15 protein-coding genes are annotated in these 13705 nt (G+C 54.4%); 8 read left to right on the top strand and 7 right to left on the bottom strand.

Annotated elements, in window-relative coordinates; genetic code table 11:
• Positions 1–30: 30 nt before the first annotated feature.
• From trkA to def, 4 genes are read right to left on the bottom strand one after another with little or no spacing between them, the layout of a single operon-like run.
• Positions 31–1440 carry a Trk system potassium transporter TrkA gene (trkA, locus tag K0I31_RS19525; protein WP_220079453.1) on the bottom strand — a complete coding sequence of 470 codons (1410 nt, stop codon included), beginning with the start codon at positions 1438–1440 and terminating at the stop codon, positions 31–33.
• 9 nt (positions 1441–1449) lie between these two features.
• Entirely contained in the window at positions 1450–2733 is a 1284-nt protein-coding gene (gene rsmB, locus K0I31_RS19520) for a 16S rRNA (cytosine(967)-C(5))-methyltransferase RsmB (protein ID WP_220079452.1), read from the bottom strand.
• Positions 2730–3704, bottom strand: a complete 975-nt coding sequence (gene fmt / locus K0I31_RS19515; RefSeq protein WP_220079451.1) for a methionyl-tRNA formyltransferase — start codon at positions 3702–3704, stop codon at positions 2730–2732. Before fmt ends, rsmB begins: the two co-directional genes overlap by 4 nt.
• 7 nt (positions 3705–3711) lie before the next feature.
• Entirely contained in the window at positions 3712–4224 is a 513-nt protein-coding gene (gene def / locus K0I31_RS19510) for a peptide deformylase (RefSeq protein ID WP_011867530.1), read from the bottom strand.
• 125 nt (positions 4225–4349) lie between these two features.
• Between def and K0I31_RS19505 the strand changes: the two genes are divergently transcribed.
• From K0I31_RS19505 to K0I31_RS19495, 3 genes are all read left to right on the top strand, one after another.
• Positions 4350–5447 carry a LysM peptidoglycan-binding domain-containing protein gene (locus tag K0I31_RS19505; protein ID WP_220079450.1) on the top strand — a complete coding sequence of 366 codons (1098 nt, stop codon included), beginning with the start codon at positions 4350–4352 and terminating at the stop codon, positions 5445–5447.
• Positions 5448–5535: 88 nt separating this feature from the next.
• On the top strand, positions 5536–6555 hold the full coding sequence (dprA, locus tag K0I31_RS19500) for a DNA-processing protein DprA (protein WP_220079449.1): 1020 nt from the start codon (positions 5536–5538) through the stop codon (positions 6553–6555).
• A gap of 2 nt (positions 6556–6557) precedes the next feature.
• Positions 6558–7031, top strand: a complete 474-nt coding sequence (locus K0I31_RS19495; RefSeq protein WP_011867527.1) for a DUF494 family protein — start codon at positions 6558–6560, stop codon at positions 7029–7031.
• A 57-nt stretch (positions 7032–7088) separates the two neighbouring features.
• Here K0I31_RS19495 and K0I31_RS19490 read toward each other — a convergent pair whose 3' ends face one another.
• Positions 7089–8891 (bottom strand): collagenase, encoded by a 1803-nt coding sequence (locus K0I31_RS19490; protein ID WP_220079448.1) that lies wholly within the window; start codon positions 8889–8891, stop codon positions 7089–7091.
• 136 nt (positions 8892–9027) lie between these two features.
• Here K0I31_RS19490 and K0I31_RS19485 point away from each other — a divergent pair, with 136 nt between their 5' ends.
• The 3 genes from K0I31_RS19485 (at position 9028) to hemF (ending at position 11181) form a co-directional block, all read left to right on the top strand.
• Positions 9028–9591: a DNA topoisomerase family protein gene (locus K0I31_RS19485; RefSeq protein ID WP_220043713.1), complete on the top strand. Its 564-nt coding sequence runs from the start codon at positions 9028–9030 to the stop codon at positions 9589–9591.
• Positions 9592–9693: 102 nt separating this feature from the next.
• Complete coding sequence (tsaC, locus tag K0I31_RS19480) at positions 9694–10251, top strand: L-threonylcarbamoyladenylate synthase type 1 TsaC (protein ID WP_220079447.1); 558 nt, start codon at positions 9694–9696, stop codon at positions 10249–10251.
• A gap of 18 nt (positions 10252–10269) precedes the next feature.
• Entirely contained in the window at positions 10270–11181 is a 912-nt protein-coding gene (gene hemF / locus K0I31_RS19475; protein WP_220079446.1) for an oxygen-dependent coproporphyrinogen oxidase, read from the top strand.
• 56 nt (positions 11182–11237) lie between these two features.
• Here hemF and K0I31_RS19470 read toward each other — a convergent pair whose 3' ends face one another.
• Positions 11238–11666: a group II truncated hemoglobin gene (locus tag K0I31_RS19470; RefSeq protein ID WP_220079445.1), complete on the bottom strand. Its 429-nt coding sequence runs from the start codon at positions 11664–11666 to the stop codon at positions 11238–11240.
• Positions 11667–11854: 188 nt separating this feature from the next.
• On the opposite strand from K0I31_RS19470, the gene aroE reads away from it, so the two are divergent.
• Both aroE and K0I31_RS19460 read left to right on the top strand, forming a co-directional pair.
• Positions 11855–12682: a shikimate dehydrogenase gene (aroE, locus tag K0I31_RS19465; RefSeq protein ID WP_220080911.1), complete on the top strand. Its 828-nt coding sequence runs from the start codon at positions 11855–11857 to the stop codon at positions 12680–12682.
• Between the two features lie 37 nt (positions 12683–12719).
• Positions 12720–12992 carry a DUF1488 family protein gene (locus K0I31_RS19460; RefSeq protein ID WP_220079444.1) on the top strand — a complete coding sequence of 91 codons (273 nt, stop codon included), beginning with the start codon at positions 12720–12722 and terminating at the stop codon, positions 12990–12992.
• 134 nt (positions 12993–13126) lie between these two features.
• Here K0I31_RS19460 and K0I31_RS19455 read toward each other — a convergent pair whose 3' ends face one another.
• Entirely contained in the window at positions 13127–13684 is a 558-nt protein-coding gene (locus K0I31_RS19455; RefSeq protein ID WP_011867519.1) for a gamma carbonic anhydrase family protein, read from the bottom strand.
• Positions 13685–13705: the final 21 nt, after the last annotated feature.

Below are 13705 nucleotides of genomic sequence, written 5' to 3'. Positions count from 1 at the left end.
CGCGATTTAAGTCTTGGCTTCTTGAGTAGCTTAGAAGAAGAATGCACTAGGCTGGAACAGCTTTTCAACTTCACCGATAAATTTCTTGTTCACCAGGAACAAGATCACGTGGTCGCCCTGCTCGATGACCGTCTTATCGTGGGCCATCAGCACCTCGTCGTCACGGACGATGGCGCCTATGGTGGTACCGGGTGGCAGCTTGATCTCGCTAATCTGCTTGCCCACCACCTTGGAGGTGCTGGGATCGCCGTGGGCGATGGCTTCGATCGCCTCGGCGGCGCCGCGTCTCAGCGAGTAGACGTTACAGATATCCCCCTGGCGAATATGGGTTAGCAGCGCCGAGATGGTCGCCTGTTGCGGCGAGATGGCGATATCGATATTGGCCTCCTGGACGATATCCACATAGGCTTCACGCTGGATTAGCACCATCACCTTCTTGGCGCCCATGCGTTTGGCCAGCAGGGCGGCCATGATGTTGGCCTCGTCGTCGTTGGTGACCGCGATGAATACGTCGGTCTGGTCGATATGCTCCTCGAGCAGCAGCTCCTGATCTGAGGCATCGCCGCAGAATACCGTGGTATTTTCCAGCTTCTCAGACAGCGCCTCGGCGCGATCCGGTCTGTGTTCGATCAGCTTGACCGCATGATTACGTTGTAGCTGCTTGGCCAGCCCTAGGCCTATGTTACCGCCGCCGGCGATCATGATATTGCGGTAGGAGTTGTCCAGCTTCTGCATCTCACTCATCACGGCGCGCACATGGCGACTGTCGGCGACGAAGAATACCTCGTCGTCCGCCTCAATGATGGTGGTGCCCCGTGGCATGATGGGACGGCCCTGTCTGAAGATGGCCGCCACACGGGTGTCGATGTTAGGCATGTGCTCGCGCAAGGCCGCCAGGGCGTTACCCACTAGCGGGCCGCCATAATAGGCGCGCACCGCCACTAGGCTAAGGCGTCCCTCGGCAAACTCTAACACCTGCAGGGCGCCTGGGTATTCCACCAAGCGACGTATATAGGCAGTAACCAGCTGCTCGGGGGCGATCAACTCGTCTATGATGAAGCCGCCGCGAGGACGGTTCTCGCTCTGCTTGGTCTCGCTGTCGATAAACAGCTTGTCCCGCAGCGCCAGATACTGCTCCGAACGGATACGGGCGATCTTGGTGGGGGTGCCATAGAGGGAGAAGGCAATTTGGCAGGCCGCCATGTTGCATTCGTCGCTATTGGTTACGGCAATTAACATATCGGCGTCTTCGGCCCCCGCGTCCTTGAGGACACCAGGGTGGGCACCATGGCCCAGCACTACCCGCAAGTCATACTTGTCTTGCAGCGAGCGCAGCCGGTCGCGGTCATTGTCGACTATGGTGATGTCGTTGTTTTCACCAACCAGGTTTTCCGCTAATGTGCCGCCGACCTGACCCGCACCTAATATGATAATTTTCATAGCCTAACGTTATCCCTTAACCAAGCGAGCGTAGTAAAACCCGTCCATATTGTCTTGGCCCGGCGTGATTTGCCAGCCAATGTCATCGCTGTTTTGTTGTTGTGCGATAGGAACCAGGGTTGCGTCTTGGGTTCTCGCTAAGAAAGCCGCGATCTGCTCGGCGTTCTCTTGCGGTAAAATTGAGCATGTAGCATACAGGAGTGTGCCACCGGGTTTAAGCCACTGCCAGCAATGATCCAAAATTTGTGACTGCAATGTGGCTAGCTCTTCGATATCGGCCTGCTTTCGTAGCCATTTGATATCTGGGTGACGGCGGATCACGCCGGTGGCCGAACAAGGTGCGTCCAGCAGGATGCGATCGAACTTATCGCCCTGCCACCAGGTGTCTATCTTGGCGGCGTCACCATGTACCAGCTTGGCCTTGAGGTTTAATCTGTCGAGGTTCTGCTGCACTCGCTCCAGACGCTTGGCGTCGAAGTCTACCGCTACCAGATCTATGCTGGGCTGACTCTCCAGCAGATGACAGCTCTTACCGCCGGGGGCGGCGCAGGCATCGAGGATCAGTTCATTTGCTTCGGGCGCCAACAGGCTGGCGGCCCATTGCGCCGCGCCATCTTGTACCGAGGCGGCGCCATCGGCAAAACCTGGGAGCAGGCCGACATCTTTCGGGCTCTCCAGTAGTATGGCGTCGTCGCTCGTACCCGGTGTCGCCGCTATCTCCTGTTCGTCGAGTAGCGCCAAATATTGCTCTCGGGTCTGGGATAACTGATTGTTGCGCAGCCACATGGGCGGACGTTGATGGCTCTGGGCGATCACCTCTTGCCAGCTGTCTGGATAGGCGGCCTTGAGGCGCTTGATCAACCAGGCTGGGGTGTTGAAGGCCAGGGTCTCGTTGTCTTCGGGCAGCGGCTTCTGGTTGCGCTGCAAGTTGCGCAGCACGCCGTTGACCACCTTGACCAGTCCCTCAAACTTGAGCTGGCGACAGGCCTCGGCGGTTTCCGAGATTGCCGCATGGCCAGGGATACGGGTGAAATAGAGCTGATAACATCCCACGAGTAGCAGCTGATGTACGATGCGCTGTTTGCCCTTGAGTGGCTTGCTCATGCAGTCGCTCACTAGCTTATCGAGCTGGGGCAGATGACGCATCACGCCATAGCAGAGTTCGGCCATCAGGGCCTTGTCTTTCCCACTGGTGAGTTTTTGCTGCTGTTCGGGCAGGGCCACGGACAGTGAGACCCCTTTCTCTAATACCTGGAAGACGACTCTGGCCGCGAGGGCTCGCAGGTTCTTCATGCCTGCGCCTCATCTGCTGGGGTGATGCCTTGTAATTGGGTGCCCGGGGTAAACCAATCGCCGCGGGCGTTCAGCACGTCGGCCACCGCCATGGCCTTCTTGCCCGGCAGCTGAATGGTTTCGAGCACCAGAGCGCCTTCGCCGGTGGCGACCGCTATGCCCTGCTTGTCGGCGCGGATGATGGTGCCTGGGACCTGTTTTGCCGCCTCAATTGACACGCTGGCCTGCCATACCTTGATCGCCGCATCCTGATGGGGGAAGTGGCTCGCGGGCCAAGGGTTGAAGGCGCGAACTTCACGCCAAAGCTGCTCGGCCGGTTTGCGCCAGTCGAGCTGCGCCTCCTCTTTGCTGAGCTTCTCGGCGTAGTTGGCCAGGGCTTCATCCTGTGGCTCAGGCGTTAGGCTGCCTTCGGCGAGGCCTTTTAGCGCCTGGATCAGGGCGGTCGGTCCCTGCTCGGCCAGCTTCTCATACAGGCTGGCGGAGGTGTCGCTGTCTTCGATTGGCAGATGGGTCTTGAGCAGCATGTCGCCGGTATCCAGACCTATATCCATCTGCATTATGGTGACGCCGGTTGCTGCATCGCCGGCCCACAGGGCGCGCTGAATCGGTGCTGCGCCACGCCAGCGAGGCAGGATGGAACCATGCACATTGATGCAACCCAGTCTTGGGGTGTCCAGTACTACCTGAGGCAAGATGAGGCCGTAGGCGACCACCACCATGATGTCGGCGCCGAGAGCGGCGAGCTCTGCCTGGGCGTCTTCGTTTCTCAGGCTCACGGGTTGGTAGACGGGGATATCATGTTCCAGTGCCAAGGCCTTGACCGGGCTGGCCTGTAGTTTCTTACCACGGCCCGCGGGTCTGTCTGGTTGGGAGTAGACCCCGATAACTTGGTGCTCTGAATCGATTAAGGCTTGTAGATGGCGGGCGGCAAAGTCTGGCGTACCCGCAAAGAGTATCTTGAGTGGTTTCAAATGGGGCTTATCCTTGTTTGGCTTCGAGGCGCGCGGCTTTTTCGAGTTTCTGTTTGATACGCTGACGCTTGAGGGGCGAGAGGTAATCGACAAACAGTTTGCCATTGAGGTGATCAAGCTCATGTTGCAGACAGATGGCGAACAGGCCATCAGCCTCTAAAGTGAACTCGTTGCCATCTCTGTCCAGCGCCTTGATGGTGACAAACTCGGCGCGATCGACCTTGGCGTAGATGCCGGGCACTGAGAGGCAGCCCTCTTCGTTGCAAAAATCGCCACTTTTTTCGATTATCTCTAAATTAATGAAAACCTTAGGGCGTTCTACGTCATCTTGCAGGTCCATAACGATCAACTGATGATGATAATCTACCTGGGTTGCTGCCAGACCAATTCCCTTCTCTTCATACATGGTTTCGAACATATTATCGATTTGTGTCTGAAGCTCAGCGTTAAATTCTGTAATGGGCTTCGCAATCGTGCGTAAGCGCTCATCGGGAAAGCGTAAAACTTTTAGTAAACTCATACATAAACTCTTAACAAGTCTGTCAAATTCGAGACAGTTGGTTATACTGACTTAGGCTAATGGGTTAATTTTAATCCTTAGTGGCATTCAATAACAGTAAAAGCTCTATATAAAGGGCAAACAGCATGGATACCCCCATGAAACGACTAATTTTACTCGGTTTAATGATTTTTAGTAGTTCGTTTGTTGTCGCGGATACCTTGACATTGAAGTCTGGCCATCCCGATTCGTATGTGGTGAAGAAAGGGGATACCCTTTGGGACATCTCAGCCCAATTTCTCAAGGATCCTTGGCGCTGGCCTAAGCTCTGGGGCGCTAATCCACAGATCGCCAACCCTCACCTTATCTATCCCGGAGACAGACTGACCCTGGTCTTTATCGACGGTGAACCCAGATTGGTGGTCAAGCCTCATATTCGTAAGAGTCCCGAAGGACGTGTCCTGCCTAAAGGCGGCGCGATTCCCGCCGTGGATCTCAGCCTGATCCAGCCTTATCTGGTGCAAAACCGAGTCGTCGATGGCGAGTGGTTCGATGAGCAGCCTATGGTCATGGGGGGCGAGAGCGAGTCCAAGCACCATGTGACCGACGATGTTATCTATGTTCAAGGGGAGCTGACTCTGGGTGACAAGTTTGGTGTCTATGCCAAGGGACGTCAGTTTGAAGATGCCGAATCTGGCGATGATCTGGGGCTGGAGGTGATTCTGACCGCCAGCGGCCGTGTCATAGAGTCGGGCCCAGTGTCTAAGGTACGTTTGCTGAGCAATATGCGCGAGACCAAGGCGGGTTATCGTGTGCTGCCTATCGAAGATGATTCGCTAATGTCAGCGTACTTCATGCCTAAGGCGGCGACGACGCCTGGCAAGGTGCTCGCCTCAGAGAAAGATGTGCGCGAAATGGGTAAGCTGGATGTGGTCTATATCGACCGTGGTAGCCAAGACGGCGTCGAGACTGGCCATGTGTTCTCCATCTTCCGTGATGGTGCCGAGGTGGTGATCGATGGTGACGGCAAGCCGGTACAACCTAAGGATCGCAGCACCTATGAGGAACTGCTGGCCAGTATTTCGTCTGATAATGCCACCAAGATGCCGGATATCTATCGCGGTAAGTTGATGGTTTTTAAGGTGTTCGACCGCGTCAGCATGGGGCTTATTCTGATCAACGAGAAGCCCGTGCGCGTCCATGATAAGTTGCTGCAACCGGATACCCTGTTAGCGAGCGAATAGTGCCATCGACGACAAGCTGGTCGACTGGCTAGTTGTTTCTGCAGTACCCGGGTTAGGACCGGCCCGGGTAAAACAATTATTAAACTACATGGATGTAGCAGAGCTCAGGCAAAGGCTGGAGCATGAACCCGATGCCTTACCCCTGCCTGAGCGCCTATTGACGGCTAAGCTGTCCCCCGATTTTTCTTTGGTCGAACAGGCGCTAGCTTGGCAAGACGCCGCGCCTCATCATCATATTCTCTGTCCCCAAGATATTCTCTATCCAAGCCTGCTATTGCAGATCAACGATCCGCCGCCGATTCTCTTTGCCAAAGGCGATCCCAACGCCTTGGTGCATCCCTGTATCGCCATGGTGGGTAGCCGCGCCGCGTCTCAGTCGGGATTAGCCGCAAGCTATCAACTGGCCCAGGAACTTGCCGCAGCCAAGGTTGCGGTGACCAGCGGCATGGCGGCCGGCATCGACGGCGCGGCCCACCAGGGGGTATTAGATGCCGATGGCGTGACCCTGGCCGTGTTGGGCACAGGCATAGAGGTGGTCTATCCCAAACGTCACAAACCCATCTACGAGAAAATCCAGCAGAGGGGCTGTGTGCTCAGCGAGTTCTGGCCCCAGATAAAACCCTACGCCGGCAACTTTCCTAAGCGAAATCGCATCATTAGCGGGCTGTCGCTGGGCGTGCTCGTGGTGGAGGCCGCGCGAAAGAGTGGCTCGCTGATCACCACGAGATTGGCGCTGGAGCAGGGCCGCGAGGTGTTTGCCGTGCCGGGCAATATCCTGGCTGGGGATCATCAGGGCTGTCATGATTTGTTACGAGACGGTGCTAAATTGGTGGAGTGCGCCGCCGATATTATCGAAGAGGTTGCAGCTTTATCAAAATTTCACCTTGAAGAGTTGCATCGTCGTCACCATATAGGGGAGGAGTTAGCTTCTGATTTGCCATTTGCCTCACTGTTAGCTAGTGTAGGCTATGAGGCCACACCATTAGATGTGGTGGTCGAGCATAGTGGAAAAACGATAGAGCTAGTATTAGAGCAGTTGCTTGAACTTGAACTACAAGGTTGGGTTTCAGCTGTACCCGGTGGTTATATAAGACTTAAGAGGAGCTAGCCATGTTCGATATCCTCATGTATCTATTTGAAAACTATGTGCACAGTGAGGTCGAGTTACTGGTCGATGAAGACGAGTTGACCCAAGAACTGACACGCGCTGGTTTTCATCAATCGGCGATTATCAAGGCCTTGTCCTGGTTAGAACACCTGGCATCGCTACAAGAAAGTGATCAACCCTACCTATGTAATCATGATCAACACTCCTTCCGTATCTATACTCAGGCCGAGATGGAGAAGTTAGATGTCGAGTGTCGCGGTTTCCTGCTCTTCTTAGAACAGATCAAGGTACTCAATGTCGAGCTGCGCGAGATGGTAATCGATCGCGTGATGGAGCTGGATGAGCCTGCGTTGATTCTGGAAGATCTTAAGTGGGTGATCCTCATGGTGTTGTTTAATGTGCCGGGCAACGAGTCCGCCTATGAGCAGATGGAGGATCTGATCTTCGAGCAACCCGATGGTCGGCTACATTCCTAATTGACTCGATTCGGATTTAAAAGAAAGGAGGCCTGAGCCTCCTTTTTTAATGGCAAGTTAAAAGTGTTGATGCGCCTCATTTAATTTAAGATGGGTTGGCATCAGGTAGTCGCGATAGGCGTAACGATTAAGCTTGTTTATTTTGGGCGCCTTATCCGTGTCATGCTCCTCAAATTGGGCAACCTGTTCGGTTAGCCATGCCGAGAATGCTTCTTGTTGCGCTGAGAGTTCATTGAGCAGCTTCTCATATCCCTCGAAATAATCTGTCTTCAGGTAATGGCTGAGACGCACCAACTCCTCTGGGTGGTGCTCGGCCAGGAAGCGGATCGCCATGTAACTCCACTTATAGGTTCTGTCTAGACCGTCCTTATATTCGGTGGCGAAGATAGTCTTGAGATCCGGCGCCTCATCGAGTTTTGCCTTGATGGCCTTTAGGGTCGATGGATTGTCATTGCCCTTGGAGACGTACTCGGCCAGCCCTTCCGACCACCACACCAGCTTGCGCGGGAAATGGCCGAAGCCGCCATATTTCACGAAGCGGCCGTCGAGATAGTGCACATATTCATGCTTTAGGTTCCAGATGGCAAACTCGGGAGCGATCCAAAACTGTCGATAGGCGAAGAAGCTGGCCTGATTTTCGGGATTCGACGGCGTGCCTTCGATATACATGCCGCCGTTATCCGTGCCTATGTCGAACAGCAGCTGGCCGTAGGCGTTGTATTGGCTCCAATTCTTGAAGGCCACTACCTGCAGTGCGTCATTGTTATCGTTGGCGGTCGGCTGATGCTGAGTCTCGAGCAGTCGATGAAAGTTGGCCTCCTGTGAGGTGAGCTTAGTGCAGCTGGTACTCAGTTCATCTGGGGTGAGATCTTGCGCCAGGATATATAGGCTATTTGAACATTGATGGCGTATGGGTAAGACTTGTGTCAGCTTTGGGATCTGACAGACACTGCTGCGTGCCTTACAGGCCTCCAGACCGGCGAAGGCGTTCACATGATAGCCCAAGGTATAGGTGGTCTTGGCGGCCTCGCCACGCTGGGTGACATCTTGCTCGGCGAGTCTTACCATGGCATCGTCCAGTGCCTGTTCTGCTGGGGTGAGCTTGCCTTCTTCGCCGCTAGGGAGTGCTAGGCGGTAGAGGCCCAGTGCCCAATAGGCATTGGCTCTCGGCCAGTCTTGGTGATCACGCAGGCTTTGTGAGGAAGCGGCAAAGTCGAGCAGGGGCTTATCCAGTTCGGCGGCGATCAACTGCTTATTGAGCGCGCCATCGGGCTGTTTGCGCGCGACATTGAGCAGCATGCCGTAGGCTCTCAGAGTCTCCCACAGGGCGTAATCAGCTGCCTGACTAGGCGCTTGCTTTGCGGTTCTCTTTAGTTGCCGATTCAGTAGGGGGAGCAAGCTAGCAAGCTGCTGGGCGCGCTGGTCATTGACTTTGTCATCACTGCCATAGTAACGATACAGAGTCACCGCGAAGTGTTCCTGTAATCTGGGTGCCTGAGTGATCAACTGACTATTGCCAAGTCGGCTCAAAGCATCTGTCAGAGCGGTATATTCGGTATCGGTCAGCTTATCCATGGGGCCGAAATAGCTAAAGGCCCTTAGGTAATAGAGCAGGGCGTCTAGGCTTGCCTCATCCAGGCTCTGCATGATGGCTTGTAGTGCCTTAGCTAAGCTGGCGGTATCGAGCTGGGGGTTGTCATGGCTGAAGAGCTGCTGTGACGGCAAGGCGCTTAGCTTATGGATAAAGGTCGAGTCTATCTGTCTTGGGGGTGGGGCTATCTGTCCTGGTGCAGTGACGCTGCAGCCCACCAAGAGGCTGGGGCCGACGAGCAAGAGGGCGCAGAGGGATTGACGCAACATAGGGTCTCCTTGTTATTTTGCATACAATATATTTCAATCCCACGAAGAAGACTAGCTATAATTAAGTGCACATTCGATTCCCAAGGCGCTGTAGAGCTTGGTAAAATAGCTAGAGTCACCGGCTGTCGAGAAAACCATGTCTAAGATAGATGATCAACTGTTTAGTTCACACGAGCATGCACTGGAGAAAGAGTATGAACTCTGCCCTAAGTGTGGCTGTGAGCTGTCGGTGAAAAACAGTAAGCATGGTGGATTCATCGGCTGCAACAACTACCCTAGCTGTGATTACACCCGGCCCCTAGTGCATCACGAGTCGATCGAGTCTCAGGTGATCGAAGGCTCAGAGTGCCCAGAATGTGGCGCCGAGCTGGCGGTAAAGTCGGGTCGTTTCGGCATCTTCATCGGCTGTACCCGCTATCCTGATTGTAAGCATATCGAAAAGCAGGATCAGGAAGACCCCGCCGAGGCCGTCACCTGTCCCAGCTGTCATAAAGGGGTGATGGAGCATAGAACCAGCCGTTTCGGTAAAAGCTTCTACGCCTGTAGTGCCTATCCTAAGTGTAAGTTCTTGGTGAATTACCCGCCCGTGCAGGAAACCTGCCCCGATTGCGGCTTCGGTATCTTAGTCGAGCGCAAGGGCGCCGCCGGTATGCGCCTGGAATGTCCGCAAAAGAGTTGTAAGTATAAGCGTCCGCTATAGGGCCTGTTTATCCTTTGCCGCCATTGTTCGTATTAGCTTTGTCTGTATAATCTCGACCCATAGGGTCAAGTCGACCCGTTGAACACAGAAAGGTAAGGCGACATGTTACAGCAAGATCCCGCAGCCCTGGTTGAAACGGTACTGCAAGGAGGCGTCATAGCCTATCCGACCGAGGCCGTTTATGGGCTGGGTTGTGACCCCGATAATGATGAGGCGATTCAGAAGTTGCTGGATTTAAAGCAGCGTCCATGGCAGAAAGGTTTGATCTTGGTCGCCAGCGATTTCAATCAGTTAACGTCCTATATTGATAGCTCTATTCTTACTGAGGCACAGCTGCAGTCGGCCTTCGATAAGTGGCCAGGCCCCTTTACCTTTATCATGCCGAAACGACCCGGGCTCTCTAGCCTCTTGAGTGGTCAGTTTGACTCCCTCGCCGTGCGCGTCTCTAATCATCCTGGCGTGCAGGCGCTGTGTCAGGCGCTGGGTAAGCCCATAGTCTCGACCAGTGCCAACCTGACCGGGGAAGAGCCCGCCTTGAATCCAGAGGAAGTTATACGTCAGTTTGATGGCAAGATAGATGGCCTGGTGGCCGGTAGCCTGGGCGCCGAGCCTAAACCATCGACCATCATAGATGTGATCAGCGGAAAGATTTTACGATAACCATAGCAAGGAATTTTTATGAAGCCTGATGCCACTCAAGTCAAAGCATTCTTACTCGACCTGCAACAAAGGATCTGTGAAGGCCTGGAACAACTCGATGGCGAGGCTAAGTTTTTCGCCGACTCCTGGGAGCGGGAAGAGGGCGGTGGCGGCACCAGCCGCGTATTGACTAAGGGCAAGGTGTTTGAGCAGGCCGGGGTAAACTTTTCCCACGTGACAGGTGCGGCCATGCCAGCATCGGCTACCGCTCACAGACCTGAGCTGGCCGGACGTAGCTTCGAGGCCATGGGCGTCTCCCTGGTGATCCATCCTAACAACCCCTATGTGCCGACGACCCACGCCAACGTGCGCTTCTTCATCGCCGAGAAAGAGGGAGCCGATCCCGTCTGGTGGTTTGGTGGTGGTTTCGATCTGACCCCTTACTACCCGTTCGAAGAGGATGTGGTGGCTTGGCATCAGAGTGCCAAGGAACTGTGCGAGCCCTTCGGTGAAGACGTTTACCCTAAATATAAGAAATGGTGCGACGAGTATTTCTTCCTGCCACATCGTAACGAGACCCGTGGTGTCGGCGGCCTCTTCTTCGACGATCTTAACGAGCCTGGGTTCGAAAACAGCTTCGCCTTCATGCAGGCTGTGGGTGATGGCTTCCTGAAGGCCTATGCCCCTATCGTCGAGAAGCGTAAAGAGACGGCATACGGTGAGCGTGAGCGTGATTTCCAGCTCTATCGCCGCGGCCGCTACGTGGAATTTAACCTTGTGTATGACAGAGGCACACTATTTGGCCTGCAGACCGGCGGTCGTACCGAGTCTATCCTGATGTCTATGCCGCCGCTGGTGCGCTGGCAGTATGCCTATACCCCTGAGGCAGGCAGCCCAGAGGCCAAGCTATACAGCGATTTTCTCAAGCCGAGAGAGTGGTTAGAGGCATAAGGAATATAAAAAAGGGCTCAAATGAGCCCTTTTTTAATCAAGACAATGGCAATACTTTATTGGTTGCGCATATGGTCGGCGAGCGTCGAGATCGCCTGGTAGATGGCTTCCCTATGTTGCGGATCTTTGATCTCTATCGCCAATGCCCGCTGCATGCAGAGTAGCCATTGATCGCGCATCGTCTCGTCTATGCTAAAGGGCATGTGTCTAGCACGCAGGGCCGGATGCCCATGACGTTGATGAAACAGCTGCGGGCCGCCCAGCCAGCCGCTGAGAAATTCAAACAGCTTCTGTTCCGACTCGGCAATGGGGGATCTATGCATGGCCAGCAAGTCTTGGGTATCTGGGCTGGTCTGCATCTGATGGTAAAACTGCTTGGCAAGCGCGCGGATCACCTTCTCGCCACCAATTCTGTCATAGGCGTTCGATTGCTGAGGATCGCGCTCGGCCGAAGGCTTAGCCATCATCTTTTTTAACCACTTCATCTGACTCTCTCACGGGCTCTGTTTTACTGGGTCTTGGTATCAAGCGGCACACTAGCGGATTCTCCGGTCGCAATCAATCCAAGTTTCCCTGAAGAGATTGCATGCTGGCACCCTTTGCTTCACCGAAAAAGCTCAGTAGACTGAGCGCAATCGAATCAAACAGAGACAATTTCCCCATGACGCAGCAGGTGCAAGACAGATACGCCGTATTTGGTCATCCTATAGGGCATAGCAAATCCCCGGCTATTCATCAGGCGTTCGCCAAGTCGACGGGCGAGTCGCTGCAATATGAAGCCATCTTGGCGCCCCTCGATGGTTTCGCCGAGTCTCTGCAAGCTTTCTTCGAACATGGCGGCAAGGGGGCCAACGTGACCCTGCCGTTCAAAGAGAAGGCCTATGCCTTGTGTGATTGCCTGAGTGATGAGGCCAAGCTCGCAGGCGCCGTGAACACCCTCACTCGCCTGGCGGATGGCCGCATCAAGGGCGACAATACCGATGGCTTGGGGCTGGTGGCGGATCTCGAGCGTCACCTTGGTAGCCTGTGCGGTAAGAGTGTCTTACTCATCGGCGCAGGTGGCGCGGCGCGCGGCGCCATATTGCCGCTACTGAATGCCGGTATTGACTCTTTGACAATACATAACCGTACCCATAGCAAGGCGGAGCAACTGGCCGACGCATTTAAGGCTTATGGCCAGGTGAAGGCCAGTACCTTGGATCAACTGACTCATAGCTTCGATATAGTGATCAACTCAACCTCAGCCAGCTTGAGTGGCGAGCTGCCGAATCTGCCTAAGGCGATTATCGCCGCCCATAGCGTCTGCTACGATATGATGTATGGTCGGGAGCTCACCGCCTTTAATCGTTGGGCCTTAGACCAAGGGGCGAGTCAGACGATCGATGGTCTGGGCATGCTGGTGGGACAGGCTGCCAAGAGCTTCGCCATCTGGCGCGGTGTAGAGCCCGCTGTCGAGCCTGTACTGGCAAGGCTACGTAGTGAGCTCGCGTCGCAGGTATGATAAATACTCATATCGATTGGCAACAGGAGTAATGGCCATGAATCAAAGCATTATATTTACCGAGCAACTGACCTGGAATGCCCAGCTAAGCGCCATTCATTTTACGGCGCAGCAGCAAGGAATGGTGATCGATTGCTACATAGGGCAGAAGGTGCTTGAGCATCTTGCGGCAGAGAAGATTAACAACAGCGAACAGGCACTGTACCTGTTTGAGCAGTTTCGTTTCGATATCGAGGAGCAGGCAGAAAAGTTGATCGAGCAGGAGGCGTTCGACGTTCAGGGTCATATCCAGGTAGAGCGTGTCGATTAATTTGCGCTGCTATCTTTCGCCACTGACTACTTCTAGTCGTCATAAAGGCGCCGAGATATCGACGCCTTCTAAATCCAGGCCTTTTAAGGCTTAGCTAGTTAAGGCCTAGCTAGGCCCAGTTAGCCGATAAAAGCCTAGGTCGGTAAATCCTGTAACGCCTCTTCAATGTATTCGTTCTTCAGGCGGACATAGTTGTCCGCCGACTCGGGTAGGAATTTTATCTCTGCCTCGGTCAGCGCTCTCACCTTCTTAGCTGGGCTGCCTACATAAAGGTGGCCACTCTCCAGTGTCTTGCCGGGAGGCACCAAAGAACCGGCTCCTAAGATCACGTCATCTTCTATCACCGCGCCGTCCAGTATGATGGCGCCCATGCCGATAAGGATACGATTACCCACTTGGCAGCCATGCAACATCGCCTTATGGCCTATGGTGACATCGTCGCCGATAAGCAGTGGATGACCCTCGGGGCGGCTGGCCGACTTACGGGTCACATGTAATATGGTGCCATCTTGCACGTTTGAACGTTTACCAATGCGGATATGATTCACATCGCCTCGCGCCGCCACCATGGGCCAGACGCTGGCATCTGTGTCTAATGCAATATCGCCGACGAGTACACAGGCTTCATCAATATACACACTGGCATCAAATTGTGGGCTAACGCCCTTATAGGCACGGATAGATTTTGTCATGGCTAGGTCCTTAAAACGGCC

It is taken from the genome of Shewanella spartinae (genome assembly GCF_019457555.1).
Lineage (GTDB): Bacteria > Pseudomonadota > Gammaproteobacteria > Enterobacterales > Shewanellaceae > Shewanella > Shewanella loihica.
The sequence above is the reverse complement of the archived record's forward strand: the minus strand, read 5'-3'. Positions and strand labels throughout refer to the sequence as shown.

Bases quoted from the DNA above. Each gene is read 5' to 3' on its own strand.
- K0I31_RS19460 (WP_220079444.1), top strand. From the start codon at position 12,720: ATGAATCAAAGCATTATATTTACCGAGCAACTGACCTGGAATGCCCAG.
- dprA (WP_220079449.1), top strand. From the start codon at position 5,536: ATGGATGTAGCAGAGCTCAGGCAAAGGCTGGAGCATGAACCCGATGCC.
- def (WP_011867530.1), bottom strand. From the start codon at position 4,224: ATGAGTTTACTAAAAGTTTTACGCTTTCCCGATGAGCGCTTACGCACG.
- hemF (WP_220079446.1), top strand. From the start codon at position 10,270: ATGAAGCCTGATGCCACTCAAGTCAAAGCATTCTTACTCGACCTGCAA.
- tsaC (WP_220079447.1), top strand. From the start codon at position 9,694: ATGTTACAGCAAGATCCCGCAGCCCTGGTTGAAACGGTACTGCAAGGA.
- trkA (WP_220079453.1), bottom strand. From the start codon at position 1,440: ATGAAAATTATCATATTAGGTGCGGGTCAGGTCGGCGGCACATTAGCG.
- K0I31_RS19495 (WP_011867527.1), top strand. From the start codon at position 6,558: ATGTTCGATATCCTCATGTATCTATTTGAAAACTATGTGCACAGTGAG.
- K0I31_RS19505 (WP_220079450.1), top strand. From the start codon at position 4,350: ATGGATACCCCCATGAAACGACTAATTTTACTCGGTTTAATGATTTTT.
- K0I31_RS19485 (WP_220043713.1), top strand. From the start codon at position 9,028: ATGTCTAAGATAGATGATCAACTGTTTAGTTCACACGAGCATGCACTG.
- rsmB (WP_220079452.1), bottom strand. From the start codon at position 2,733: ATGAAGAACCTGCGAGCCCTCGCGGCCAGAGTCGTCTTCCAGGTATTA.
- K0I31_RS19470 (WP_220079445.1), bottom strand. From the start codon at position 11,666: ATGAAGTGGTTAAAAAAGATGATGGCTAAGCCTTCGGCCGAGCGCGAT.
- K0I31_RS19455 (WP_011867519.1), bottom strand. From the start codon at position 13,684: ATGACAAAATCTATCCGTGCCTATAAGGGCGTTAGCCCACAATTTGAT.
- K0I31_RS19490 (WP_220079448.1), bottom strand. From the start codon at position 8,891: ATGTTGCGTCAATCCCTCTGCGCCCTCTTGCTCGTCGGCCCCAGCCTC.